This is a genomic window from Microbacterium proteolyticum, assembly GCF_029639405.1.
Taxonomy (GTDB): domain Bacteria; phylum Actinomycetota; class Actinomycetes; order Actinomycetales; family Microbacteriaceae; genus Microbacterium.
The window spans coordinates 282,547-307,320 of the sequence record NZ_CP121274.1; the positions used below are offsets into that span (position 1 = coordinate 282,547).

23 protein-coding genes and 1 tRNA gene are annotated in these 24,774 nt (G+C 69.9%); 6 read left to right on the forward strand and 18 right to left on the reverse strand.

Annotation, left to right across the window (positions count from 1 at the left end; translation table 11 throughout):
* Position 1 precedes the first annotated feature (1 nt).
* Both P8R59_RS02170 and aztB read right to left on the reverse strand, forming a co-directional pair.
* Positions 2 to 1,252, reverse strand: coding sequence for an ABC transporter (locus P8R59_RS02170; protein ID WP_278102521.1), 1,251 nt, complete (start codon positions 1,250 to 1,252; stop codon positions 2 to 4).
* 14 nt (positions 1,253 to 1,266) lie between these two features.
* On the reverse strand, positions 1,267 to 2,121 hold the full coding sequence (aztB, locus tag P8R59_RS02175; RefSeq protein WP_278102522.1) for a zinc ABC transporter permease AztB: 855 nt from the start codon (positions 2,119 to 2,121) through the stop codon (positions 1,267 to 1,269).
* 55 nt (positions 2,122 to 2,176) lie between these two features.
* Between aztB and aztA the strand changes: the two genes are divergently transcribed.
* Entirely contained in the window at positions 2,177 to 2,893 is a 717-nt protein-coding gene (gene aztA, locus P8R59_RS02180; protein ID WP_278102523.1) for a zinc ABC transporter ATP-binding protein AztA, read from the forward strand.
* On the opposite strand, the gene P8R59_RS02185 is transcribed toward aztA, so the two are convergent.
* From P8R59_RS02185 to P8R59_RS02210, 6 genes are all read right to left on the reverse strand, one after another.
* A tRNA-Tyr gene (locus P8R59_RS02185) sits at positions 2,884 to 2,965 on the reverse strand. The genes aztA and P8R59_RS02185 overlap by 10 nt on opposite strands.
* A 109-nt stretch (positions 2,966 to 3,074) precedes the next feature.
* On the reverse strand, positions 3,075 to 3,950 hold the full coding sequence (locus P8R59_RS02190; RefSeq protein ID WP_278102524.1) for a PfkB family carbohydrate kinase: 876 nt from the start codon (positions 3,948 to 3,950) through the stop codon (positions 3,075 to 3,077).
* Positions 3,947 to 4,447 (reverse strand): FBP domain-containing protein, encoded by a 501-nt coding sequence (locus P8R59_RS02195; RefSeq protein WP_077052367.1) that lies wholly within the window; start codon positions 4,445 to 4,447, stop codon positions 3,947 to 3,949. The genes P8R59_RS02190 and P8R59_RS02195 overlap by 4 nt, the downstream gene beginning before the upstream one ends.
* A gap of 44 nt (positions 4,448 to 4,491) precedes the next feature.
* The gene (locus P8R59_RS02200; protein ID WP_278102525.1) at positions 4,492 to 5,421 is read right to left on the reverse strand and encodes a sugar ABC transporter permease; all 930 of its coding nucleotides are present in this window, start codon (positions 5,419 to 5,421) and stop codon (positions 4,492 to 4,494) included.
* A 1-nt stretch (position 5,422) separates the two neighbouring features.
* On the reverse strand, positions 5,423 to 7,057 hold the full coding sequence (locus P8R59_RS02205; protein WP_278102526.1) for an ABC transporter permease subunit: 1,635 nt from the start codon (positions 7,055 to 7,057) through the stop codon (positions 5,423 to 5,425).
* Between the two features lie 98 nt (positions 7,058 to 7,155).
* A complete protein-coding gene (locus P8R59_RS02210) occupies positions 7,156 to 8,394 on the reverse strand; it encodes a sugar ABC transporter substrate-binding protein (RefSeq protein ID WP_278102527.1) in 1,239 nt (412 codons plus the stop codon).
* A 226-nt stretch (positions 8,395 to 8,620) separates the two neighbouring features.
* Here P8R59_RS02210 and P8R59_RS02215 point away from each other — a divergent pair, with 226 nt between their 5' ends.
* A complete protein-coding gene (locus P8R59_RS02215; RefSeq protein WP_076495316.1) occupies positions 8,621 to 9,109 on the forward strand; it encodes a YajQ family cyclic di-GMP-binding protein in 489 nt (162 codons plus the stop codon).
* 52 nt (positions 9,110 to 9,161) lie between these two features.
* Here P8R59_RS02215 and P8R59_RS02220 read toward each other — a convergent pair whose 3' ends face one another.
* Positions 9,162 to 10,565 carry a hypothetical protein gene (locus tag P8R59_RS02220; RefSeq protein ID WP_278102528.1) on the reverse strand — a complete coding sequence of 468 codons (1,404 nt, stop codon included), beginning with the start codon at positions 10,563 to 10,565 and terminating at the stop codon, positions 9,162 to 9,164.
* A gap of 164 nt (positions 10,566 to 10,729) precedes the next feature.
* Between P8R59_RS02220 and P8R59_RS02225 the strand changes: the two genes are divergently transcribed.
* Positions 10,730 to 11,371 (forward strand): dihydrofolate reductase family protein, encoded by a 642-nt coding sequence (locus tag P8R59_RS02225; RefSeq protein WP_278102529.1) that lies wholly within the window; start codon positions 10,730 to 10,732, stop codon positions 11,369 to 11,371.
* The gene (locus P8R59_RS02230; RefSeq protein ID WP_278102530.1) at positions 11,368 to 11,505 is read left to right on the forward strand and encodes a hypothetical protein; all 138 of its coding nucleotides are present in this window, start codon (positions 11,368 to 11,370) and stop codon (positions 11,503 to 11,505) included. Before P8R59_RS02225 ends, P8R59_RS02230 begins: the two co-directional genes overlap by 4 nt.
* Before the next feature lie 4 nt (positions 11,506 to 11,509).
* Here the strand turns inward: P8R59_RS02230 and arr are convergent, their stop codons facing one another.
* Positions 11,510 to 11,905, reverse strand: a complete 396-nt coding sequence (gene arr / locus P8R59_RS02235; RefSeq protein WP_278102531.1) for an NAD(+)--rifampin ADP-ribosyltransferase — start codon at positions 11,903 to 11,905, stop codon at positions 11,510 to 11,512.
* 55 nt (positions 11,906 to 11,960) lie between these two features.
* A complete protein-coding gene (locus P8R59_RS02240; protein ID WP_278102532.1) occupies positions 11,961 to 12,665 on the reverse strand; it encodes a FadR/GntR family transcriptional regulator in 705 nt (234 codons plus the stop codon).
* A gap of 150 nt (positions 12,666 to 12,815) precedes the next feature.
* On the opposite strand from P8R59_RS02240, the gene P8R59_RS02245 reads away from it, so the two are divergent.
* Positions 12,816 to 14,162, forward strand: coding sequence for a dicarboxylate/amino acid:cation symporter (locus tag P8R59_RS02245; protein ID WP_278102533.1), 1,347 nt, complete (start codon positions 12,816 to 12,818; stop codon positions 14,160 to 14,162).
* 10 nt (positions 14,163 to 14,172) lie between these two features.
* Here P8R59_RS02245 and P8R59_RS02250 read toward each other — a convergent pair whose 3' ends face one another.
* The 5 genes from P8R59_RS02250 to P8R59_RS02270 are packed head-to-tail and all read right to left on the reverse strand — an operon-like array spanning position 14,173 to position 19,520.
* Entirely contained in the window at positions 14,173 to 15,132 is a 960-nt protein-coding gene (locus P8R59_RS02250) for an alpha/beta hydrolase (protein ID WP_278102534.1), read from the reverse strand.
* A 23-nt stretch (positions 15,133 to 15,155) separates the two neighbouring features.
* A complete protein-coding gene (locus tag P8R59_RS02255) occupies positions 15,156 to 16,418 on the reverse strand; it encodes an ABC transporter ATP-binding protein (protein WP_278102535.1) in 1,263 nt (420 codons plus the stop codon).
* A gap of 11 nt (positions 16,419 to 16,429) precedes the next feature.
* Positions 16,430 to 17,278 carry a carbohydrate ABC transporter permease gene (locus P8R59_RS02260; protein WP_278102536.1) on the reverse strand — a complete coding sequence of 283 codons (849 nt, stop codon included), beginning with the start codon at positions 17,276 to 17,278 and terminating at the stop codon, positions 16,430 to 16,432.
* Positions 17,278 to 18,258: a carbohydrate ABC transporter permease gene (locus tag P8R59_RS02265; RefSeq protein ID WP_283286243.1), complete on the reverse strand. Its 981-nt coding sequence runs from the start codon at positions 18,256 to 18,258 to the stop codon at positions 17,278 to 17,280. The genes P8R59_RS02260 and P8R59_RS02265 overlap by 1 nt, the downstream gene beginning before the upstream one ends.
* On the reverse strand, positions 18,255 to 19,520 hold the full coding sequence (locus tag P8R59_RS02270; RefSeq protein ID WP_278102537.1) for an extracellular solute-binding protein: 1,266 nt from the start codon (positions 19,518 to 19,520) through the stop codon (positions 18,255 to 18,257). The genes P8R59_RS02265 and P8R59_RS02270 overlap by 4 nt, the downstream gene beginning before the upstream one ends.
* 616 nt (positions 19,521 to 20,136) lie before the next feature.
* Between P8R59_RS02270 and P8R59_RS02275 the strand changes: the two genes are divergently transcribed.
* Positions 20,137 to 22,257, forward strand: a complete 2,121-nt coding sequence (locus P8R59_RS02275; protein ID WP_278102538.1) for a carboxypeptidase regulatory-like domain-containing protein — start codon at positions 20,137 to 20,139, stop codon at positions 22,255 to 22,257.
* A 15-nt stretch (positions 22,258 to 22,272) separates the two neighbouring features.
* Here the strand turns inward: P8R59_RS02275 and P8R59_RS02280 are convergent, their stop codons facing one another.
* Both P8R59_RS02280 and P8R59_RS02285 read right to left on the reverse strand, forming a co-directional pair.
* Positions 22,273 to 23,646 carry an FAD-dependent oxidoreductase gene (locus P8R59_RS02280; RefSeq protein ID WP_278102539.1) on the reverse strand — a complete coding sequence of 458 codons (1,374 nt, stop codon included), beginning with the start codon at positions 23,644 to 23,646 and terminating at the stop codon, positions 22,273 to 22,275.
* Between the two features lie 41 nt (positions 23,647 to 23,687).
* Positions 23,688 to 24,749 (reverse strand): polyprenyl synthetase family protein, encoded by a 1,062-nt coding sequence (locus tag P8R59_RS02285; RefSeq protein WP_278102540.1) that lies wholly within the window; start codon positions 24,747 to 24,749, stop codon positions 23,688 to 23,690.
* Positions 24,750 to 24,774: the final 25 nt, after the last annotated feature.

The window sequence follows — 24,774 nt, forward strand, 5'->3', positions numbered from 1 at the left end:
CTCAGCGTCCCGTCTGAACGAAGAACGCGGGGCTGCGCTCGGCGGGGAACTCCCGGGCGATGCGCGCACCGTCGGCGAAGTCGATCTCCCAGAGGCGCCCCTCGACGGGACCGTTGAGGTAGGCGCGCTGCTGGTCGGCCACGAGCATCGCGGACGCGCCCGCCGCGAGGCTTTCGGCGACGAGCGGGGCGGATGCCGCGCGCTCCGCGCCCGTTTCGCCGTCGAGCACGAGCACGCGCCCGTCGCGGGTGAGGGCGAGCAGATTCGCGTCGGCGTCATCGACCGCGGTGACGTGCACGAGGGGCTCGGGGGCAGGGATCAGCGACCACGACCGCGCCCGGGTGTCGAGGATCCAGATGCCGTCGTCCCCGGCGAGCGCTGCCACGCGGGGACGCCCCTCGCGGTTGGCGAAGGCGGTCGCCCGCGCCGCGGTCGTGCCCGCGGGGTAGGGGATGCGCTCGATGACGGGCTCCTCGTCCTCGACGTGGACGAGGAGCGCCGCGTCCCGGCATCCGATGACCGCTCCCACGCGGGTGGTGATCGTCCCGGCGGGATCGACGCAGTCGGCGGAGTCGCCGGTCGGCGTGCCGTCGGCGGCGTGCAGAGCCAGGACGTCGGCGGCGGCCACGGCCGCGAACGACCCGACCGGGACGACGAGGCCCGCACCCGGCTCGCGTGCGAGGCGGAACGTCTCCACGATGCGGCCCTTCGAGAGCGCCTCGGTGTCGAGGAGGACGGCGTCGCCGCTCTCGGGGAAGAACAGCCCCGTTCCACCGGTGGTCGACGAGTTCGACGTCGCGACGGTCGCCACTCCCCCGCCCCCGGACCCGCCCGCTCCCCCGCCCTCGACGTCGCCGAGCACGCGCGGCTCGGCGCGGTAGTAGTGGAAGTGGTCGACGTGATCCCACGTCCACACGCCGCTGTCGACGATCGAGACGCCGGCCCCGTCCATCGCGAAGAGGTACCGACCGTCGCCGTGCACCGCGTCGGGGGCTCGCACCGTCCCCAGATCCGCCGTCGATTCGTCGAGCAGGTCGAGGTGCGACACGCGGCCCTCGGCGTCGATCGAGGTCAACCCGAGCGCGGGTTCCGCCAGTTCCGCCGCGCCGGCGATGGCGCCGTGCGTGTCGACGGCCGCGTCGGGGGTCGTGTCGGGCGTCGGCCCGGTCGGAGAGCCGGCCGCGCACCCGGCGAGGGCCAGCAACGCGACGAGGGTCAGGGGGAACAGGAGGGGCGAGGAGCGCGGGAGCATGCGGTCTTTCTGCGTCAGGACGGAACGGGGACGAGAACAGGGCGGCGGCGGACAGCGGCGTCGCGGGCCGCGCGGAGCGCCCACGAGGCGCCGGCCGCGGCGATCGCGGTGGCGGCGATGGTGGCCCCGGCCGCGGTGGCCGCGTGCCACGAGACCAGCAGGCCGACCGCGACGGCGACGGCGCCGATGACCGCCGCGAGGGCCATGGTGGTGGGGATCCTCTCGGTCCACTGCCGCGCGGCGACCGCGGGGGCCACGAGCAGCCCCACGACGAGCAGCGACCCCACGGCCTGGTACGACGCGACGACCGCGAGGGTCACGAGTCCCACGAGCACGGCGCGGCCCAGCCGCGGACGCAGGTCCAGCACCCGCGCGACCCGCTCGTCGACCGCCAGAGCGACGAGTGATCGGTTCGCGGCGACGGCGGCCGCCACACCCACGACGACCGCGACGGCGAGGACGACCAGGTCGCCCACGCCCACCGCGAGGATGTCGCCGAACAGGATGGCCGTGGCATCCGTCGCGAAGCTTCCGGCGTGCGAGATCACGATCACCCCGAGCGCGAGCATGCCGACGAACAGCAGGCCGATGCTCGTGTCGTACGACAGCCGCGCGCGGCGCTGGAGGACGCCGATGCCGAGGCTCATCGCCATCGCGCTGACCGCGGCCCCCAGCAGGACCGGCAGCCCGAGGACGGTGGCCAGGGCGACGCCCGGGAGCATGCCGTGGGCCAGCGCCTCACCGAGGAACGCCATGCCGCGGATGATCACCCACGTCCCGGCGACGGCGCACAGCACCGCGACCAACGCGCCGCCGAGGAGGGCGCGCTGGACGAACTCGAGCGAGAACGGATCGGTGAGCCAGGACACGAGGCACGACCGTAGCGTTATTGAGAACGGTTATCAAACTCATAGAATGGATGCCATGCCCCCTGCACCCTCTCCCTCCCCCGTCGTCGAGGCTCGCGGCATCCGCGTCGATTTCGGCAAGACACGCGCCCTGGACGGGGTCGAACTCGACATCGCCGCGGGCGCCCTGACGGTGATCGTCGGAGCCAACGGCTCGGGCAAATCGACGCTGGTGGAGGTGCTGGCGGGGGCGCGTGAACCGTCGGCCGGAATCGTCCACGTCCACGCGACGTCGCGCGCTTTCGTTCCGCAGAGGGCCGCCGTGGCCGACCGACTGCCCCTCACCGTCCGCGACGTCGTTGTCATCGGCGCCTGGGGGCGTGTGGGTGCCCTGCGCCGCCTGGGGCGCGCCGATCGCGCCGCCGTCGACGAGGCGCTGCGGCGCCTGGACATGACCACCCTGCAGCGGACGCCCTTCGGCGCGCTCTCCGGTGGACAGCGTCAGCGCGCCCTCCTCGCACAGGGCCTGGCACGCGGCGCCGACCTGCTTCTCCTCGACGAACCGACGACGGCCCTGGATGCCACGAGCGCCGCGCTCATCCACGGTGCGATCGCGGAGGAGACCGCCCGCGGGGTCGCCGTCGTGTGCGTGAGCCACGACGACAGGCTCATCGCCGAGGCCGACGTCGTCGTGCGGCTGGACTCGGGCCGTCTCGTCGCCGGAAAGTCCGCCGGGGAAAGCGAAAAGCCCCGGTCTCCCGGGGCTTTCGCTGATGTTCTCGGTGGCGAGTGAGGGATTCGAACCCCCGAATGCAATGCAGTCTGATTTACAGTCAGATCCCTTTGGCCGCTTGGGTAACTCGCCAGGTGCGCACCCGCCCGGCTTTCGCAGTCGACCAGAGGCGCGATCACCTACCTTACCCTCTGCGAGGGGGTGCTTCCAACACGGGGCAGCTCCTCGAGAACGGCCCGGGTCACTCGGGGATGCGCAGCAGGGCGCCCTCGCTGCGGCACGTGACCGCGGCCACCTCCATCGCGCGGTCGAGCACGAAACCCCATCCCGCCTCGTCCTCGGGGAGGCCGCCGCGCACGAGCGCCGCCGTCGTCGAGAGCACGGCGTCGCCGCCGCCCATGGTGTCGACGATGGGCTCGGGAAGCTCGACGATCGGACGCGAGACCGTCAGCCCGTGGGCGTCGACGGCCGCTCCCCCGGCCCCGTACGTCGCGAGCACGGCCTCGACGCCGAGGCCGGCGAGCTTCTCGCGGAGATCCTCGAGCGGCCCGCCGTAGAGCAGCTGCGCGTCGTCCTCGCCGACCTTCACCAGCTGCGCCCGGGCGGCAGCCTTCTCGAATCCGCGCACGAAGGCCTCGCGGTCGTGCAGCATCCCGGCCCGGGGGTTCGGGTCGATCGCGAGCGACGTCGAGCCGACGGCATCCAGCAGCGCGTCGGTCTGGTCGAGATCGTCGAACGGGAAGCAGCTCACCACGACGAGCGGCGCCTCGGCGAGCGCGGCGCGCTCGGCGTCGCCGTAGTGCACGCGGCGGTTCTGCGCGGCCTCGTTGAAGACGTACTCGGGCTCACCCCCGGCCGAACGCGTGCTCACGGCACGGGACGACCCGTGCTCGGAGGGGCTCTGCAGCAGGTCGACGTCGTACTCGGCGAGGTAGCCGCGGATCTGCTCGCCCGCCGCGTCGTCGCCGACCATGGCGATGAGCGCCGTGGGGACGCCCAGGCGCGACAGTCCCACCGCGACGTTCAGGGCGGCACCGCCGACGAACTCGCGGACACCGGCGTCGTCGCGCAGCTCGTCGATCAGGGCGTCGCCGATGACGACGACGCGACCGGTCACCGCTGGACTCCGGCCGTGTCGAGCACACGCTCGACGAACGCCTCGGTTCGGCGCTTGGTGCCGTCGATCTTCATGTCCACACTCCCGCGGATCTCACTCGGCGCCAGCGGCATCGCGAGGCGCACGTTCTCGTGGCACGACAGGTCGGCGCACATGTACGTTCCGACCGTATCGCCCTGGTCCCCCGCCGCCCCGGCTTTCCGCGCCGTGAACAAGGCGACCTGGTCGCCCGGCTGCATCGTGTGGCACAGATTGCACATCGCCGCCCGTGCGCGCGACTGCCCGTCCGCGGCCCGCAGCACGACACCGGTGGGCTCACCGCCCCGCTCGGTGACGAGGTAGCCGCGTCCGCGGGTGCGCGGATCCCGCCACGCGAAGAAGTCGAGGTGGTCCCAGTCGGTCAGCAGGAAGTCGTGGGGCAGAGCCAGGACCCGCAGGTCGTCCGGTGCGGCGTTGACGAACGCCTCGCGCACCTCGTTCTCGGTGAGTGCTCGCATGGCATCCGAGTCTACGAGCGACCCGGGCGCGCCGGGCCGGCCCGTCACTTCACGCTGCCGGCCGTGAGCCCTCCCACGATGTACTTCTGCAGGGCGAGGAACAGCGCCATGGGCAGGATCGCCGCGAGCACCGCTCCCGCGGCGAAGACCGACCAGTTGGTGGCCGTCTCCTGCGACACGAACTGGTAGAGGCCCACGGCGAGGGTCTGCTTGTCGGGGTCGACGAGGATCACGGATGCCAGGACGAAGTCGTTCATGGTGCCGATGAACGACAGCAGCCCGACGACCGCGAGGATCGGGGCGACCAGGCGCAGGATGATCGTGAAGAAGATGCGCGCGTGACCGGCGCCGTCGATCTTGGCCGCCTCGTCGATCGACGCGGGCACGGTGTTGAAGAAGCCGTACATGAGGTACGTGTTCACACCGAGCGCGCCGCCGAGGTACACCATGATCAGACCGATCTGGGAGTTCAGCCCGATCGCGGGGAAGACGTCGGCGATCGTCGTCATGAGCAGGAAGATCGCCACGAACGCCAGCAGCTGCGGGAACATCTGCACCAGCAGCAGGCTGAGGAGCCCGAATCGGCGTCCGGCGAAGCGCATGCGGGAGAAGGAGTACGCGGCGAGCGCGCCGAGGAACACGGTGCCGGCGGCGGTGACGAGCCCGATCACGAGCGAGTTGACGAACCACGCGGCGAAGGGCTGCTGCGGCAGCGAGAACAGACGCACGAAGCTGTCGACGCTGATCGTCTGGAACAGACCGTTGGCCGTGAGCAGCGTCCCGCCAGGGTTCAGGGCGGCCGACAGCACGTACAGCAGCGGGAACGCCGAGAAGATCAGCATCGCGATGCCGACGAGATGACGCCAACCGGTCTGCCGGAACCAGGTGCCGAACGGGCGGCGCGGCGGTCGCGCTACCCGGTCGGCGCGGTCGGCGCGGGCGGGGCGGGTGAGGGTCGCGGTGTCGATCGCCATGTCAGTTCAGCTCCTCGAGGGCCTTGGTCTGGCGGAATCCGATGTAGGAGATCACGCCGACGAGCAGGAAGATCACGATCGAGAAGGCGCTGGCCAGGCCGAAGTCGCGCAGCTGGCCGACGAACGCGACCTTGTAGACCATCGAGATCAGGATGTCGGTGGCACCGGCGTTGATAGAGGCGTCGGCGAACCGCGGTCCCCCGCCCGTGAGCATGTAGATGAGGTTGAAGTTGTTGAAGTTGAACGCGAACGACGAGATCAGCAGCGGTGCCACCGAGACCAGCAGCAGGGGGAACTTGATGTGGCGGAAGATCTGCCACACGCTCGCCCCGTCCACACGCCCGGCCTCGGTGATGTCGTCCGGGATCGACTGCAGCGCGCCCGTACACACCAGGAACATGTACGGGTAGCCGAGCCAGAGGTTGACGATAAGGATCGCGATCTTCGCCAGAACCGGGTCCTGCAACCACGGGATGGTGGCCCCGCCGAGGATCGTCTGGTTGATGAACCCGAAGTCCTGGTTGAACATCCCCGCCCAGACCAGCGCCGAGAGGAATGCCGGGAAAGCGTACGGCAGGATCATCACGACCCGGTAGTACTTCCGACTCTTCATACGCGGGTCGTTCAGCACGATCGCGAGGAAGAGGCCCAGGACGAAGGTGGTCGCCACCGACAGGAACGCGAACGCGAAGGTCCAGATCGCGACGGCGAGGAAGGGACCGCGGATGGAGTCCTCGGTGAAGGCGCGCACGAAGTTGTCCGCCCCCACCGTCACGACCCAGCCGGGCAGCAGCTCGGAGCCGTCGTCGGCGGTGAACGCCCCCGTCCCGATGTCGCGGTAGACCGTGCCGTCGGTGGTGTCGGTCATCGTGTCGGCCGCGGCATCCCAGGTCAGGCTGGAGGTGAACAGGTACGCGTTCGAGCCGTCCGTGGTGCGGAGGAACCCGGCGTTGGGATCCTCGGAGATCGGCACCGCGATCGCACCGATGGCGCCCTGGTTGGCGACGATGCCGGCGAAGTCGAGGCTCGTGTAACCGCCGGCGGCGACGGCGCGACCGCCCGAGAACTCGGCATCCACGGGTTCGAGCTCGGACGCGGTCGTCCCCACGGCGGCGTCGCCCGTGACCGGGTCGGTCACCAGCAGCGAGAACACCCCGTCGCGCTCGACGACGGTGATCGGGTAGGTCGCCGAGTCGGCCACGCGGGTCTGCGACTGCAGGAGCAGCGCGTTGACGGCGTCGTCCTTGGTCGAGTTGTGGCCCGAGCCGTAGTTGGTGAACGCGATGTACACGGTGTACGCGACGACGAAGATCTGGAAGATCAGCAGGAAGATCAGGCCCGGCGTGAGGTATTTCGCCGGGAGCAGCCCGGGCGTGAGGTAGACGACGTTCACGCCGACGGCGATGAGCGCGACGGCACCGGCGACCACCCACTGTCCCGTGCCCGCGAGCACCATGACGGCGTACACGGCGGCCGCGTCGATGATCGACAGCGCGACGATCTTGACGAGCCAGACCTTCCATCCGGCCGCGGCGGCTTCGGCGTAGCGCTCGGCGCGGCGGCGGCGTCGCTCGGCCGCGGGGTCGGGAGGGGTCGAGCCGACAGGGGTGTCGTTCTCGAGGAGGGGAGCCGTCATCGTTGAGGCCTTCTGCGTCAGGGGGACGAAGTCCGGGGGTGGGGGAAGAGGGGATGCCACGGCGGGCAGCCGCGAAGGACGCCCGCCGTGGCGGTGGATCAACCGGCGATCTTGGCCTGGATGTCGTCGGACATCTTGGTCCACGTGGCCGTGGGGTCCTCGCCCTTGAGGAGCGCGACCTCGGCGACACCCCAGAACTCCCAGACCGAACCCATCTCGGGGATGCTCGGCATCGGCGCACCCTGGGCGCCGACCTCACCGAAACCGGCGATGATCGGGTCGGATGCGGCCTTCTCGTACGCCGCCTTCAGTGCCGGCGGACGGTCGCCCGCCTCGTAGAGCGCCGTCTGCACGGGCTCGGTGCCGAGGTAGTTCACCAGGAACTCGTTCGCGGCGAGCGCGTTCTGCGACTTCGCGTTCAGGTAGAAGCCCTGCACGCCCACGAAGGGCTGCGCGGGCTGACCGCCGGCCGACGGGATCGGGTCGACGGCGATGTTGATGCCCTTGGCCTCGGCATCCGCGACGTTCCAGGGGCCGGTGAGGATGAACGGCGTCTGGCCCGAGTTGAAGGCCTCCTTCGAGAGGTCCTGGGTGAGGTTCAGGTTGATGGTGCCGGCTGCGCCCTGCGCGCCGAGCCACGCGGCGAAGGCCTGGCCGGCCTCGTCGCCGATCGACAGCTGCGAGCCGTCGTAGCTGCCGTCGGCGTTGCGTGCGAACACGGAGTTGCCGAACGACGTCTCGAACGGGTACAGGTGGTACGGGTCGGCGTTGGCCGGGTCCAGTCCCACGACGAAGGGGTAATGCACGCCGGCGGCGGTGCCCTTGGCGATCATGTCGTCGAACGAGGTCGGCGCCTCGGGGACGAGGTCGACGTTGCGCATCAGCGCGATGTTCTCGGTCGCGTACGGCAGGCCGTAGACCTTGCCGTCGTTGGTGAACGCCTGGATGGCGACGTCCTGGAACTCGGATGCCTTGTCGCCGAGCTCGATGGGGGCGACGAGGCCGTCCTGCACGAAGCCGCCGAGCCAGTCGTGCGCGCCGACGGTGATGTCGGGGCCCTTGCCGGTGGGGACCTGCGCGGCGAAGTCGGCCTGGATCTTCGAGAAGTCCTTCTCGACGAGGTCGACCTTGATGCCCTTCTCGTCCGCGAAGGTCGCGGCGACGTCCTTCAGGGCGTCCGCGCGGTTCGCGTCGACCCAGACGGTCAGGGTGCCGGCCGCGGCGGCGTCGCCGCTGGCCTGCGGAGCTGCGCCGCTGCCGGAGCAACCGGCCAGCAGCAGCGAACCGGCGGCGATGAGGACGCCGAAGCCGAGTGCGCTCGTGGATTTCACCTTCATTGGTGGTGTGCCTCTCTGGTGGGGGGAGGGGCGGCGGATCGTCCGGATCGTGGACGCCGTCGGCCCCGTGTCGTCATGCAAGCGCTTACGCTGCAAGCGCTTACATACTGAGTGACCTCACCCGACTTCGCAAAACGGCCGCGCGCGTCGATACCAAGCTGTGATGTCGTGAGCGCTCACAGGCCACCCCGGAGGCGCGCCCGCCTCGGCTCGCTAGAATCGCGGGATGGCCGACAGCTCATTCGACATCGTCTCCAAGATCGACCGCCAGGAAGCCGACAACGCCCTGAACCAGGCGCGCAAAGAGGTCGAGCAGCGCTACGACTTCAAGGGCACCGACGCCTCCATCGAGTGGAGCGGCGAAGCGATCCTCATCAAGGCGAACTCCGAGGAGCGCGCGAAAGCCGTGCTCGACGTCTTCCAGACCAAGCTCATCAAGCGCGGCATCTCGTTGAAGAGCCTCGAGACGGGCGACCCGGTCGCCGGCGGCAAGGAGTACCGCATCACCTCGACGCTGAAGGAAGGCATCTCGCAGGAGAACGCGAAGAAGATCGGCAAGATCATCCGCGACGAGGGCCCCAAGAGCGTGAAGTCGCAGATCCAGGGCGACGAGCTGCGGGTGCAGTCCAAGTCGCGCGACGACCTGCAGGAGGTCCAGCGCCTCCTCAAGGCCGCCGACCTCGACGTCGACCTGCAGTTCACGAACTACCGGTAAGAGTCGCCGCTGACGGCGCCGACCCGGGCATCCGATGGGTCGGCGCTTCCCGTCACGGCAGCTTCGGCGCCTGCGGCAGGGAGTCGGCGGCGGGGATCTCCACATCCACCGACCGAGGAGCGCGGGGATCGGCGCTGACACCCCGCCGCTGCCCGCTCGCCCCGGATGCCGCCTTGTCCTCGTCGGTCTTGTCCTCCTCGACCTGGATCGGGTGGGCCGTGGCGTAGGCATCCTGCCGGATACCGGTGACCTGCCACGACACTTCGATGTTGCCGTGATCGGTTCGGATCTCGAAGGAGTTGCCGGAGACCTTTCGCGACACGATCGCCTGGGCGAACTGCCCGATGACGGTGAGCTGATACCGCGGATCGCGGTTGAGAGCGTCGAAGTAGTCGGGGAGATCGACGGTGGCATGCCCATCGGCGTCGGTCGTCACGATCCCGTTGTAGACGTTCAGCATGTCCGGCGACTCGACGAACGAATGCGACAGCCACTTGTTGTCCGGGTCGAGCGGGTGGTCGATCTTGAAGGACCCTGCGCTCTTGCTGAGCGTGCCGTTCACGTGCACACGCCCCTGGGCGAAGACCGCGAAGCCGTCGGGGCTACTGGTCGTCGCGTACACGCCGTAGTTCTGCCCCGACGTGGCGGTGGCGACGCCGTACAGACCCCAGGACGCGCCCTGCCCCCAGACTCCGACGTATCCGGAGTCGCCACGGACACCGGCCGTCGCGCCACCGGTGCCGGAGACCGCGTACTGCCCGCCCTCGGCGAGGAGAGCCTGGGCTTGCCCCGAGACGGAGGCCTGCGCGTAGACGCCGATCCGTCCGCTCGCGATCACCCCGTTGGCGGCGCCCGAGCCTCCGGCGAGCAGGCCGGTCGTGCCGCCGAAATACCCGCCGACGCTCTGACCCATCCCGACCACGCCGTAGTAGCCCGTCTGCCCGAGGACTCCACCGGTCGACCCCGAACCGACGACGCCGTAGGCGTTCGTCGATGTGCCCTTGACGCCGGCCCCGCTGGTCGAGCTCCCGACGACGCCCGCGCCTGCGGCAGCACTCGCTGAGATCGTCGCGGACGATGCGGCTGTGCTCGTGGACGAGGCCTGGATCGCCGTCCCACCGGTCTTCACATGAAGCTTCGCCGTCGGGGTGGTCACCCCGATGCCCACATTCCCGTTCGCGAGGATCCGCATGCGCTCGGCGTTCGAGGTCGCCCCCGAAGCACGCGTCTTGAAGATCAAGGGGGCGCCGGCCGTGGTGGGCCCGAGGAAGTTGGAACCGTCGGTGGATACGCCGGAATTTCCGCCGAGGAGCCACGCCGTGGTTCCCGGAGCGGCTTCGGCCGGCGAGGCGGACGCTGCACTCACGGCTCCGGCTACGCCCGCGGCCGCTCCCACGAGCAGCAGCCGACGGGGAAGTCCGGACGGAGGAGCAGCGGGTGGTGTCGTCGCGGGCATGGGGAAGGCTCCTTTCGGGTCGGATGCCGCTGAGATTAGGGGCGCTTGCCACGCGTGGCAAGGAAAACTCCTCCGACCCACCCCGAGGGCACAGCCACGACCGCCATCGGGAGGATTGATAGGGTGCGATCCGTCACTCGCCGCCCGAATCACGAAGGAACGCCATGGCCGTCCGCGTCGATCTGAATGTCTCGCTCGACGGGGTCGCCGCGCCCGCCGACATGTCGCCCGAGAACCCGATGGGGGCCGACTGGGGTCTGCTCGTCGCGGACTACATGGCGACGCGGACGTTCCGCGAGCGGGTGCTCGGCGACACCTCCGGCGCGGGCACGACCGGGGTCGACGACCGCTACGCGGCCGCCTACTTCGAGGGCGTCGGCGCCGAGGTGATGGGCGCGGGGATGTTCGGCATCCACTCGTTCCCCGACGATCCGGAGTGGCGCGGATGGTGGGGCGACGAGCCGCCGTTCCGGGTGCCCGTCCTGGTACTGACGCACCGTGAACGCGCGCCGATCGAGTTCGCGAACGGCACGCGATTCGACTTCGTCGACACCGACATCGCGGATGCCGTGCGCCGGGCGACCGAGCTGGCGGGCGACGCCGACGTGCGCATCGGTGGCGGGGTGTCCACGGTGCGCTCGGCCCTCGCCGCGGGGCTCGTCGATCGCCTGCATGTCGCGATCCGCCCGGTGATCCTCGGGCGGGGCACGCGGCTGTGGGACGACCTGGAGCACCTCCACGCCGACTACCGTGTCACGTCGGAGGTCGCCGAGAGCGGTGTCGTGCACGTGACGTTCGAGCGGTGAGGGCACCCGACGGGCTGCCCACGTGCCCGACCTGCGGCGACCCGCTGCGGTTCGAGGTGCTCGACGACGAACGCTTCCTCGTGGCATGGTCGTGCGTGACCTGCGGGCTCATCCGCACGACCGAGCCCACCTGAAGCGTCAGTTGATGATCTCGGCGTTCTCGTCGCGCATCCGCGCGAGGCGGGTCCGCCACTCCGCGAGCGCCTCGGGCGTCAGCCGCGTCCAGTCGTCACGCTCGGCGACGATGCGCAGGGGCGCCGCGCTCCGGTAGGACCGGGTCGGATTGCCGGGGAACTTCTTGTCGGTCACGTTGGGGTCGTTCTCCCACTCCCCCGTCGGCTCGACCTCGTAGACCCGCGGCGGACCGTCGCCGGGGATGATCTCGGCGGCGAGCCCCGCTCCGTCCAGGACCGCCGTGAAGTAGATGTGGTTCATCACGACCTCGGGGCGGTAGTTCGACCGGAATCCCGGGATCAGCAGATCTCCGACCTTCAGGTCGGCCTTCGTCCCGTGGAAGAAGGGGCCGGCGTCCATCGGTTCTCCTCTCCGCCGCCGCGCTGCGCATCCGACATGGCGGGGTCTGATCGAATCACTCCGAGAGTTCCTGCGCCAGGTCGGCGATCTCGTCGAGGTGCACGCGCATGGCCGCTTCGGCGGCGTCCGGGCTCCCCGCGCGAAGCGCGCGGAGGACGCGCAGGTGACCGTCGTGCGACATCCGGCGCCCATGCTCGGCGACGTGCGAGAACAGGCGCGCTTCCAGGGTCCAGGACACGGTCAGTTCGCTCAGCGAGGCGAGCAGGCGGTTGCGGGTCGCCGTGGCGACGGCCACGTGGAAGGCGATATCGAGCTTCACCGACCTCTCGGCATCCTGCGCGACGTCCGACTCCGCGAGCAGGGCGCCGAGCGCGTCGAGCTCGGCGGGCTGGATCCGCGCGGCCGCGAGGCGGGCGATCTGCGGCTCGACCACGGTGCGGAACTCCGTGGATGCGGTGAGGGTGTCGTCGTCATCGTCGCGGAGCGAGGCGAGCACGGTGGAGATCGGGATGCGGTCGCTCACCCGCGTCCCGCTTCCCTGTCGACGTTCGACGAGCCCCGCCGACTGCAGCCGGAGCAGCGCCTCGCGCACCGCGGAGCGGGAGACGACCAGCTGTTCGGCGAGTTCGCGTTCGGTCGCCAGACGGTCACCGGGCTGGAGGACTCCGGCGAGGATGAGCGCGCGGAGGCGCGCCACGATCTCCTCGTGGACGGACCCGCCCCGTCGTTCCAGCGGCGCCAGTGCCGTGTGATCGCTCATGGCTCCTCCCGGCTCCATCCTTCCAGGCGCCGCGCACCCACCCGACCAGATTGGTCCGACCTTAATCCCCCTGAAACACGAGAATGCGCCCTTGGAAACGCCCGCTGCGCAGAATTGGCCCGACCATAAACCACGGGCAGAGGAGCGGTCATGACGAACCAGAGCACCACGAACGGCGGTCGCGGTCTCGCGACGGCCTGGCGCATCGCGCGGCACCCGGCGAGCCTCATCGCCGCCGCAGCGGTGTTGGGCATCGTGTTCGGGCTCGTCACCGGAGAATGGGCGGGGAACCTGAAATTCATCGGCGACCTGTTCATCCGGCTGATCCAGATGGCCATCGTGCCGCTGGTGATGGCATCCGTCATCGTGGCGACCGGGTCCATGACCGGAAGCGGCATGGGGCGCCTCGCCGGACGCACGTTCGCGTGGATGATCGGCTTCTCCGTCGTCGCCGCGCTGGTCGGCTGGGGGCTCGCCGCGACGCTGCAGCCCGGCGTCGGCATCGACTATTCGGGCTCGGTCGACCCCGCCCTGCAGGACTCCGCGACCCCCACCTCCACCTGGCAGGAGACGATCCTCGGGTTCGTGTCGACGAACATCTTCAACGCGATGTCCACCGCGAGCATGCTCCCGATCATCGTCTTCTCGCTGCTCTTCGGCCTCGCCCTCAACGGGTACGTGCGGGCGACCGGCAACCGCCTCGTGCTGACCCTGCTCGACCAGCTGCAGCAGATCGTGCTCGGCATGATCCGTCTGGTCATGCGGATCGCCCCCATCGGCGTGTTCTGTCTGCTTGCGGCTCTCGCCGGCGATGTCGGATTCGCCGTGGTCACCACCGCCCTGTCGTACCTCGGCTCGACGCTGCTGGGGGTCGTGATCGTCTCCGTCCTCTTCTTCATCGTCGTCGCCGCGCGCACGAGACTGAACCCGTGGGCCCTCCCGGCGAAGCTCGCCGAGCAGACCGTCATCGCGGTCACGACCACGAGTTCGGCGGTGACCTTCCCCACGGTGCTGAAGAACGCGGTCGAGAAGGTCGGGATCAGCCAGCGGGTCGCGAGCTTCACCCTGTCGGTCGGTCTGACCATGGGCTCGTACGGCGCGGTGCTGAACTACACGATCGTCATCCTCTTCCTCGCCCAGGCGGGACGCGTCGAGCTGACCCCGGGGCAGATCGTCCTCGGCATGGCCCTGGCGATCATGCTCAACATGGGCACCATCACGGTCCCGGGTGGCTTCGCGGTCGCCGCGACGTTCCTGGCCACGTCGCTGGGCCTTCCGCTGGAAGCGGTCGGCCTCCTCATCGCCGTCGACTGGTTCACCGGGATCTTCCGGACGTTCCTCAACGTCAACGGCGACACCATGGTGGCGATGCTCGTCGCCACCGGTACGGACGAGATCGACCGCGACGTCTACGCCGGCCGCACGACCGTCACGGCCGAGGCGATCGACGAGGACGCGCTGTCGGAGAAGTTCGCCACGGCCGACCGCGCCGATTGAGCGCGGGCGCTCACTCCGACGCGACCCACCGCTCGAGCGCGGAGTACGCGGCATCCCGGGCGTCCGGGCGGGACAGGAAGACGTCGTGCAGCGCCCCGTCGATGCGCGCGATCGTGACCTCCCGTGCGATGCGGGTGGCCGCGCGGGCGATGTCGTCGACGACGAGCACCGAGTCGCTCGAGCGCATCGCGTCGCTCCAGCTGAGCGCCGAGGTCGACCGCTTCGACAGCAGCACGAGCGCTGGGCACCCGATCTCGACCCCGGATGCCACCCGCGCGTGGCCGGCGACCACCGCGGCGAGCCACCCCGGGTGGGTAGGGAATCCGCGCTCGGGTCGCCACCCGTCGGGGCTGTCGGGGAGCGTGCCGACCTCGCGCTGCGCGCGCGTGTAGAACCCGAGGTCGACGGCGGGGTGCGTGCCGAGCGGATCGATTCGCGCGCGGGCGTTGAGGATCGGAGCGAGGGCCTGGCGGCCGAGCGGGCCCAGCTGCAACTCCAGCCACGGGCTGTTGAGCACGACGGCGTGCGCGCGCCCGGGATGCCGCGCCGCCCACAGCGTCAGCGTCAGTCCGCCCGTGCTGTGCCCCAGGAGCACGAGACGCCGACCGTGCGCTTCGGTGCCCATGGCATCCAGGGCGGCCTCGATGTCGGCGTCGTACACGTCGAGCGCCGCGACGTAACCGCGCGTCTGCCCCGGACGGATGCTGCGCCCGTACTTGCGCAGGTCCAACGCGTGGAACCGGGCGCCCCGGTCGGCGAAGGAGCGCGCGAGACCCGTCTGGAAGAAGTAGTCCGACCAGCCGTGCACGTACAGCACGTCGACGTCGCGCCACGGTCCGAACAGGCGCGCGCCGGGGTGCGGTATCGCCCGCACGAGCGTCGCGACGACCTCGCCCTCGTCGTCGCTCCCCAGCGGCAACGTCTGCTGCTCGAAGCCGGGCCCGAGGATGTCCGGATGCCACTCCCCCATGGCCACAGCCTAGAGCGGGGTCGTCAGGCGTGCTGCTGCTCGCGCGCGGCGCGCTCCTTGGCCCGCTCCAGCGCGCGCTTCCGCGCGGCGCGGGCGTCCTCCTCCAGCTTCTCGGCCTTGGCCTCGTCGCGGGTGAGGTTCACGCCCGTCTCCGGGTCGAACAGGTGCAGCGAGTCCGGGGAGAACCACAGGCGCGCGGCATCCCCCGCACGGATCCCGCTCATGGCATCCAGCGCCACGACGAGTTCCGTGCGCAGGCTCTCGCCGTCGAGGTCTCGATCGAGCTCCGACAGCTTGTCCTTCACCGTCGCATCGGTCTCGTAGGGAACGTACGCGTACAGCACCTCGCCGAGCCACTCGGTCATCTCGATGTCGAGCTCGGCGGTGACTCCCCCGTCGAGGTCGCGCTCCGTGGCGTCGGCGTCCTCGAACGCGTCGGGACGGATGCCGACGATCACGAGGTCGCGCCCCTCGACGGCCGCCCGCAGCCGATCGTCGAGCGGGACGTCGGCGATGGGGAGCCGCAGCGTGTCGCCGTGGACTGTTCCGCTGAGGAAGTTCATCGGCGGCGAACCGATGAAGCCGGCCACGAACAGGTTCACCGGCTGGTCGTACAGCCCGCGGGGGCTGGCGACCTGCTGCAGCTCGCCGCGGCGCAGCACCGCCACGCGGTCACCCAGGGTCATGGCCTCGGTCTGGTCGTGCGTGACGTACACGGTCGTGATGCCGAGCGAACGCTGCAGGCGCGCGATCTCGGTGCGCATCTGGCCGCGCAGCTTCGCGTCGAGGTTCGACAGCGGCTCGTCGAACAGGAACGCACTGGCGTTGCGCACGATCGCGCGGCCCATCGCCACGCGCTGACGCTGACCGCCGGAAAGGTTCGCGGGCTTGCGCTCGAGGTGCTCGTCGAGCTCGAGGAGCTTCGAGGCGCGGCGGACGCGCTCGTCGATCTCCTTGTCGTCGAGGTCGCTGGATTTCAGCCGCATCGGGAACGCGATGTTCTCGTACACGGTGAGGTGCGGGTAGAGCGCGTAGTTCTGGAACACCATCGCCAGGTTCCGATCCTTGGGCGCCTTGTCGTTGACGACCTGATCGTCGATCCTCAGTTCGCCGTCCGAGATGTCCTCGAGCCCGACGATCATGCGCAGCAGCGTCGACTTGCCGCACCCCGACGGCCCCACGAGGATCACGAACTCGCCGTCGGCGATGTCGAGGTCGACGCCCTTGACCGCCGTGAAGCCGTCGTCGTAGGTCTTGACGATCCGGTTGAGGGTGATGGATGCCATGGACTGTCTCCTTAGCCTTTGACGGCGCCCTGCGTGAGACCGGACACGATCCGGCGCTGGAAGATCACGACGACGATGACGATGGGGATGGTGACGACGATCGCGGCGGCGGAGATCGCGCCGGTGGGTTCCTCGAACTGCGAGGCCCCGGTGAAGAACGACAGGGCCGCCGGCACCGGGCGGGCGGCATCCGTCGAGGTCAACGAGATGCCGTAGACGAAGTCGTTTGAGGCGATGAAGAACGCGATGATCGCGGTCGTGAACACGCCGGGCGCGGCCAGCGGCACGACGGTCTTGCGGAACGCCTCGAACGGGGTCGCGCCGTCGACCTGCGCAGCCTGCTCGAGCTCCCACGGGATCTGACGGAAGAACGCGGCGAGGGTCCAGATCGAGATGGGAAGCGTCAACGACAGGTACGGGATGATGAGCCCGAGCCAGGTGTCGTACAGCCCGATGACGCGCCACAGGTTGAACAGCGGCGTGACGATCGACACGATCGGGAACACCGACACCGCCAGCGCGGTGGTGAGGATGATCCGCTTCCCGGGGAAGTCCAGTCTGGCGATCGCATAGGCGCAGAGGGTCGCGAGCACCACCGCGATGAACGTCGCGATGAGCGAGATGCCGATCGAGTTGCGCAGCGCCGGGAGGAACAGGTCCTGGGCGCTGCCGCCGGGAGCGAGGATCGTCGCGTAGTTGTCGAGCGTCCACTCCTGCGGTAGCAGCGTGCCCGAGAAGAGCCCCGCCGGGGTCTTGAACGACGTCATCGCGATCGAGAAGACCGGGAAGAGCGACCACACGAGCACGACGGCGATGATCACGAGCCACGTGATCCGCTGGGGCCAGGTCATCGCGCGCATCACCCATTCCTCCCGGCCGACAGATCGACTTTGAAGCCCTTAATGAACATCCCGGCGATGATCAGCACGCTGAGGAACAGCAGCACCGAGATCGCCGATCCGAGACCGATCTCCAGGCGCCCGATCGAGGTGTTGTACGCCAGCAGCGACAGCGCCTCGGTGTTGTTGGCACCCGCGGTCATGATGAAGATGTTGTCGAAGATGCGGAACGCCTCGAGGGTGCGGAACAGCACGGCGACCATGATCGCGGCCTTCATGTTCGGCAGGATCACACGGCGCAGCACCTCCCACGGGGTGGCGCCGTCGACCTTCGCCGCCTCCTCCAGATCGCCCGGCACCTGCGCGAGGCCCGACAGCAGCAGCAGCGAGATGAACGGGGTCGTCTTCCACACCTCGCTGAGGATGATCACGACCAGCGACGTGTTCTGCGCGGCGAACCAGTTCAGATTCTCGTCGAACCCGGGGATCCACGACAGCCAGTTGTTGACGTACCCGCCGGAGTTGATGTCGAAGGCGTAGAAGAAGGCGAAGGCCGACACGACGGTGATGATCCCGTAGGGCACGAGGATGGCCGTGCGGGCGAAGCCCCGCAGCTTCTTGATCGCGCGGTGCATCACGAGCGCGAAGCCGAAACCGATGACCAGTTCGAGCAGCACCGTCACCACGGTGATGAACAGCGTCACGCCCATCGACTGCCAGAACGCCGGGTCGCCGAGGATCACCTGGTAGTTGCGGAACCAGATGAACTCCCGGTCGTCGGGGGCGGTCAACCGCAGGCTGAACAGCGAGTCCCACAGCGCCTGCACGATCGGGTACAGCGTGACCAGCAGCATGATGCCGAACGCCGGTCCCGCCAGCATCCACCCGAGACGTGCCTCCGCACGGGCGCGGTCGGAGCGCTTCTTGTGGGGTTTCGCGGCCTCCTGCGGCCGCGCGTTCTCGGTCCTCGGCTTTCCGGCCGAGGCGATCTCCGTCGTCACAGCAGCCTCTCCCCTCTCAGCACCGCGAGGATGAAATCGGTCGAGGTCTGCGGCGTCGAGTCGGGGCTCACCGCGGTGGGCGGATGCCACGTGCGCTGCAGACCGATCGAGATCTCGTTGTAGTACGGCGTCTGCGGACGCGGCGCGCCCAGGTCGAGCGATTCCTTGATGGTGTCGGCCATCGGAAACTTCTCCTGCACCTCCGGGTCGTCGTACGCCGCGGCGTTCGACGGCGGGTTGCCGTTGGTGACGAAGTACTGCGCCTGGTTCTCGGGGCTCACGATGCACGCCACCGCCTGCCACGCGAGGTCGGTGTGCGCGCTGTACGCCCCGACGCCGAGGTTGATGCCCCCCACCGGCGGCGCCGCCGGGGTTCCGGCATCCACTCGGGGGTAGACCGCCCAGCCGAGGTCGTCGACCACCTCGGGGGCCGCGCCCTGCATGGCGGGGTACACGAAGGGCCAGTTCACCATGAAGGAGCCGTCGTCGCCCTGGAACAGATTCATGCTCGCGTTCTCGTCCGCGGTCGGCAGCCCCGATCCGCCGAGGCCCGACGCGCCGATCCGATTGATGATGTCGGCGGCCTTCTTGCCGGCGTCGGTGTCGAGTCCGAGCTGCATCTCGTCGGGCTTGGCATCCGGGTCCTCGAGGACCTTGCCGCCCGCCGAGGCGACGAGGGCGTTGATCCACACCGTGAGAGATTCCGCGAGAGCGCCCTGGACGCCCAGTTTCTTGTCCTGGTCCTCGGCGGCCTGGATGACCTGGTCCCACGTCACCGGCTGAGTCATGTCGAGTCCCGCCGCCTCGGCCACGGACTTGCGGTACCAGAGCAGCTGCGTGTTGGCCCAGAACGGGACCGTCACGAGCTCGTCCTTCCAGCTCGCCGATTGCACGGCCCCCTGCACCACCCCGTCGGTGTTCCGCAGATCCTCGGGCACCGGCGCGAGGAAGCCGGGCTCGGCCAGCTCGGGGATGAACGGCGGATCCAGGCTCATGATGTCCAGCGACCGGTCGCTCGCCGCCAGCCGCCGAGCCAACTGCTCGCGCTGCGACGCCGCATCGCGCGGGAGCAGCGACGTCTGGATGCGGTACGCCCCGTCCGCGGCCTCGGTGCAGGATGCCGCGATCTCGGCCTGACCGCCGTCGTCGGGGTTGATGTACCACGTGAGGGTCGGCACCCCGTCACCCGCCGAGCAAGCCCCGAGCGTCCCCGCCAGCACGAGGGCCGAGACCCCGGCCGCGATCCGTATCACCCTTCGCATCCGGCCCCCTCGCCTCGGTGCGCGGGCGATGCTGCCCGGCGTCGTGCGTTCCATCCTGCCGAGGGGGCTCGGATGCGGTCGCGAGGGTTGCCCCGGCGGCGGGGTGGGTGTTACTCGCGCGCGGACGGCGAGTGACGATTCGCGCACGAGCCTTACGCCCGCACCTTCTCTGTGCTATTCCTGTGAACACAGCCGGAGGATCCACCGGGCGAACCCGGGGGACGGGTCGCTGTGTATCGGGACACGAGGCCTTGGGGGGTCGGTCATGTCACTACGTTCTCTTTCGTCGCCGAAGAGACGGTTCGTCGCGTGGGGCGCCGTCGCACTGAGCGTCGCGCTGATGCTCAGTGGTGTCGCTCCCGCGTCGGCGCAGTCGGGTCCCGCGCCGACCGCAAGTGCCGATCCGTCGACGCCGCCCACCGCCACGCCGACAGCAAGTCCTACGCCGACAGCGGGTCCCACGCCGACAGCGGGTCCCACGCCGACGGCAAGTCCCACGCCGACGGCGAGTCCCACGCCGACGGCAAGTCCCACGCCGACGGCGAGTCCCACGCCGACGGAAAGTCCAACGCCGACCGTCACCCCGACGCCCTCCGCCTCGGCCGATCCGCCGTCCGTGCAACGCCAGTCGACCGAGGCGACGATCTCGGGGCGCGTCATCATCCCCGACGGCGTGACGGTGGACCTGAGCCGGTTCGCCGTGCAGGCGTACGCGCAGGGAACGCTCGCCGGATCCTCGCCCGTCGCCGCAGACGGCTCCTACCTGATCACTGCGGCGAGGGGCGGGTCCTTCCAGGTGAAGTTCGCCGTCCCGTCCGACGCCCCCGTCCTGGGCGAGTGGTGGGAGGGCAAGGAATACGACACCGAGGCGACACCCATCGTCATCGCCGACGGCGGTTCGGTGACGGGCATCGACGCGACCCTGCGGCGCAGCGGCTCGATCTCCGGCCGGATCACCCTCCCCGCCGGCATCCGGGGCGAGGTGACGGTCCGCGCCTTCCTCGGCTCCGGTCAACCGCGCGGAAACGCGCGCTCGCTCGGAAACGGCGGCTTCATCATCACGGGGCTGGCGGAAGGGTCGTACTCGCTCCAGTTCTTCAGCAACCAGCTGCCGGTCGTCGAACAGTGGTGGACCGGGAAAGCGGACTACGCCAGCGCGGACAGGATCGCCCTCGGCGCGGGCGAAGTGGCCACCGGTTACGACGTCACCATGGTCGCCGCCGCCACGATCTCCGGACGGATGACGTTCCCGGCGGGAGTCCGCCCCGGCGAGAGCAACCCCAGTGTGCAGCTCTACCGCGAGGACGGCAGCTGGTACCCGATCAGCGCGTTGGTCGACGGTGACGGTCGTTATCGCATCCCGAACGTCGCTCCCGGAACGTACCGGGTCTCCTTCGGGAGCGGATCGCTGCCCATCCTCCCGGAGTGGTGGAACGACAAGCCCGACTTCGCGTCCGCAGACCCGATCACGGTCGTCGCCGGAGAAAATCGGACCGGTGTGAACGTCACGTTCGCCAAGGCCCCCACCATTCATGGCAAGGTCACCCTGCCACCGGGGGTCAGCTTCTCCGACGGGATCGTGCAAGTGCGACTGACCCGCGCCAGCGACGGCGGCGGCGTCGCTGCCACGACAGTCCGGCCCGACGGCACCTACTCCTTCGGCTCGCTGCGCCCCACCGCCTACCGCGTCGCCTTCGTCGCGCAGCGACTCCCGGTCCTCGACGAATGGTGGGAGGACGCCGCCGACGAGGCCTCGTCGACACCGGTCACGCTCGCGGTCGGGGAAGACCGGGCCCTGGATGCCGCTCTCGCGCCCGCCGCCATCATCTCGGGGCGCGTATGGGTCCCGACCGGGCTCGGATCCACCGCCGCCGGGGTGACCGTCACCGCGTACGCGGGACCGGACGCGGCGGCCCGCACGACCACCACGGCCGCGGACGGGAGCTACACCCTCTCCGGGCTCCCCGCTGGCTCGTACCGGCTCCGCTTCTCGTCCGACATGCTGCCCGTCGCGGCGGAGTGGTGGAACAACGCGGCTGACTACGCCTCGGCGTCACCGATCGCGGTTCGCGTGTCGCAGGTCCGCAGCGGGTTCAACGCCTACCTCGATCGTCCCTCGTCGATATCGGGGCGGGTCACGCTGCCTGCGGGCGTCGTCGCCACCGCGGGGCAGGTGCATGTCGACGCCTACAGCGCCGCCCGGGAGCGTGTGGGGACCGCCGACGTCCGGGCCGACGGGACTTACACCATCCGCGGACTGACGCCGGCGACCTACCGCCTTCTCTTCCGCGCCGACGACCTCCCCGTGGCCTACGAGTGGTGGCAGGACCAACCGAGCTTCGTGAGCGCGTCGGACGTCGTCCTCGGCGTCCGGGAGGCACGTGAGGGCGTGGATGCCTCCCTCGAACGGGCGGCATCCCTCTCGGGCACCGTGTCCCTTCCGCCGGGGACGAGCTTCGATCAAGGGCGCGTGGAGGCGGCCGTCTTCGCGGCCGAGGACGGCACCTCGCCGGTGGGTACGGCGGTCGTTCGCCCGGACGGGACCTATCTCGTCCAGGGCCTCCGCAGCGCGAGCGTCAAGGTCCGGTTCACGGCCTGCGGCATCGCTGCAGCCGACGAGTGGTGGAACAACAAGAACGACTTCGCCACCGCCCTGAGGCAGACGACGGTGAACGGCTCCGAGAAGAAGAACGTGAACGTCGTCCTCGCTGCAGCGAGCGCCGGCCAGCCCTGCTGAGGACCGGCCGAGCGGTCACTCGCCGCGCGAGACCCGGATCATCTCGTCGCGCGGAACGACCTTGATGCGCGCGCGCTCGTGCGGCGCGCCGAGGGCGATCTCGTGCTCGTCGAGCCGGTGCCAGCCGGCGAGGTCGGTCCAGCGCACTCCGCGCTCGGCCAGGAGCGCGGGGATCGCCTCCTCCTCGGGGTGCGCGGGGCGCCACCACTCGGCCTGGTCGTTGATGACGTGGCGCACCGTCTCCATGGCATCCGACTTGGTGTGGCCGATGAGGCCGACGGGTCCGCGCTTGATCCACCCGGTGGCGTAGAGGCCCGGGATCCGCTCGTTCGAGTCGGATGCCAGCACCTGGCCCTCGTGGTTCGGGATCACGCCGTGACGCTCGTCGAACGGCACGTCGGCCAGCGGCGAGCCGAAGTAGCCGACGGCGCGGTAGATCGCCTGGATCGCGACCTCGCGGATCTCTCCGGTGCCGATGACGCCGCCCTCGGCGTCGGGCTTCGTGCGCTCGTACCGGAACGCCGCCACGCGGCCGTCGGCATCCGTCACGACTTCCACGGGCTTCGCCCAGAAGTGCAGGTGCAGGCGGCGGGAGGCCTCTCCGCCGGCGTTATTCACGCCCGGGCGGGTGCGCCACTGCTGCAGCACGCGGTCGATGACCTTGACCTGCTTGTTGGTCTGGATCGCCGTGAGCGAGGCCTCGTCGTAGTCGAAGTCCTCGTCGTACACGACCATGTCGACATCGCGGAGCTCGCCCAGTTCACGCAGCTCGAGGGGGGTGAACTTCACCTGCGCGGGGCCACGACGACCGAACACGTGCACGTCGGTGACGGGCGAGGCCTTGAGCCCCTGGTACACGTTGTCGGGCACCTCGGTGGGGAGAAGGTCGTCGGCGTGCTTGGCGAGCATGCGCGTGACGTCGAGGGCGACGTTGCCGTTGCCGATCACCGCGACAGACTCGGCCTCCAGCGGCCACTCGCGAGGGACGTCGGGGTGGCCGTCGAACCAGCTGACGAAGTCGGCGGCGCCGTAGGACCCCTTCGCGTCGATGCCGGGGATGTCGAGGTCGGCGTCCCGGATCGCGCCGGTGGCGAAGATCACGGCGTTGTAGTGCTGCTTGAGGTCGTCGAGCGTGATGTCGGTACCGAAGTCGACGTTGCCGAAGATCCGGATATCGCCCCGGTCGAGCACCTCACGGAGAGCGGTGATGACGCCCTTGATGCGCGGGTGGTCGGGGGCCACGCCGTAGCGCACCAGGCCGTACGGGGCGGGGAGTTGCTCGAACAGGTCGATCGACACGTCGAACTCGCGCTCGGCCTTCAGCAGGATGTCGGCGGCGTAGATGCCCGCGGGTCCGGCGCCGACGATGGCAAGGCGCAGCTTCGTCATGGAGATCCTCTCGATCGCGATCGGGGGGGGGTGGGAAAAAGTCAGGCGGAGCGGTCGGCCACCGCGCGGGCGAACCGCGTCAGGGCCTCGCGGACGGCGCCGTCCGGAAGGGGCGCGAGGGCGTCGATCGCCTCTTGCGACCACCGGTGGGCGAGGTCCAGCGTCTCGCGCGTGGTCTCGTGCTCGCGCAGCTCCGTGAGCGGATCGTCGAGGATCGCGGGATCCGCGCCGGCGGCGATCCGGTCCTGCCCCTCGTCGATGCGCGCGCGCAGATCGGCCGAGGCCTGGTCCGACCGGTGGCCGAGCAGCAGGTACGGCATGGTCGGCACACCCGCGCGCAGGTCGGTGCCGGGCACCTTGCCCGTCTCGGACGGGTCGGGCGACAGATCGATCACGTCGTCGAGCAGCTGGAAGGCGACACCGGCCTTCTCTCCGAAGACGACCATCGGGGCCTCGAACTCCTCCGGCGCGCCCGAGTAGATCACGCCCGACTGAGCGGCGGCGGCGATGAGCGACCCGGTCTTGTCGGCGAGGACGCGCAGGTAGAACTCGACGGGCTCGTCGCCCTCCTGCGGGCCGACGGTCTCGTGCATCTGACCGAGGACGAGCCGCTCGAACGTGTCGGCCTGCAGCTGGATCGCGCGCTCGCCGCGCCGGGCCATCAGCTGACTGGCGCGGGAGAAGAGGAGGTCGCCGGTGAGGATGGCGATGTTGTTGCCCCACACCGTCTGGGCGCTGGGCACGCCGCGGCGCTTGTCGGCGCCGTCCATGACGTCGTCGTGGTAGAGCGACCCGAGGTGCGTCAGCTCGAGGGCCGTGGCCACCTCGACGACCTCGGGCGTCGTGCCCCGACCGAGCTGCGCGGTGAGGATCGCGAGCATCGGGCGCACGCGCTTCCCGCCCGCTTCGTACAGGTATCGGGCGGTGACGTCGGCGAGCTTGTCGGCGCTGCGCACCTCACGCTCGAGGGTGCTCTCGACGAGGTCGAGGCCGGCCTCGACGGTGGACAGCAGGGTGCGCGCGCGCAGCCCGCCGAAGATGCGGTCACTCAGGCCCAGCTTGCCCGACAGGCGGGTGCCGGCCGCGGGCGGTCTCGGGGTCACGGTTTCAGCCTATCCTGGCGCGGTC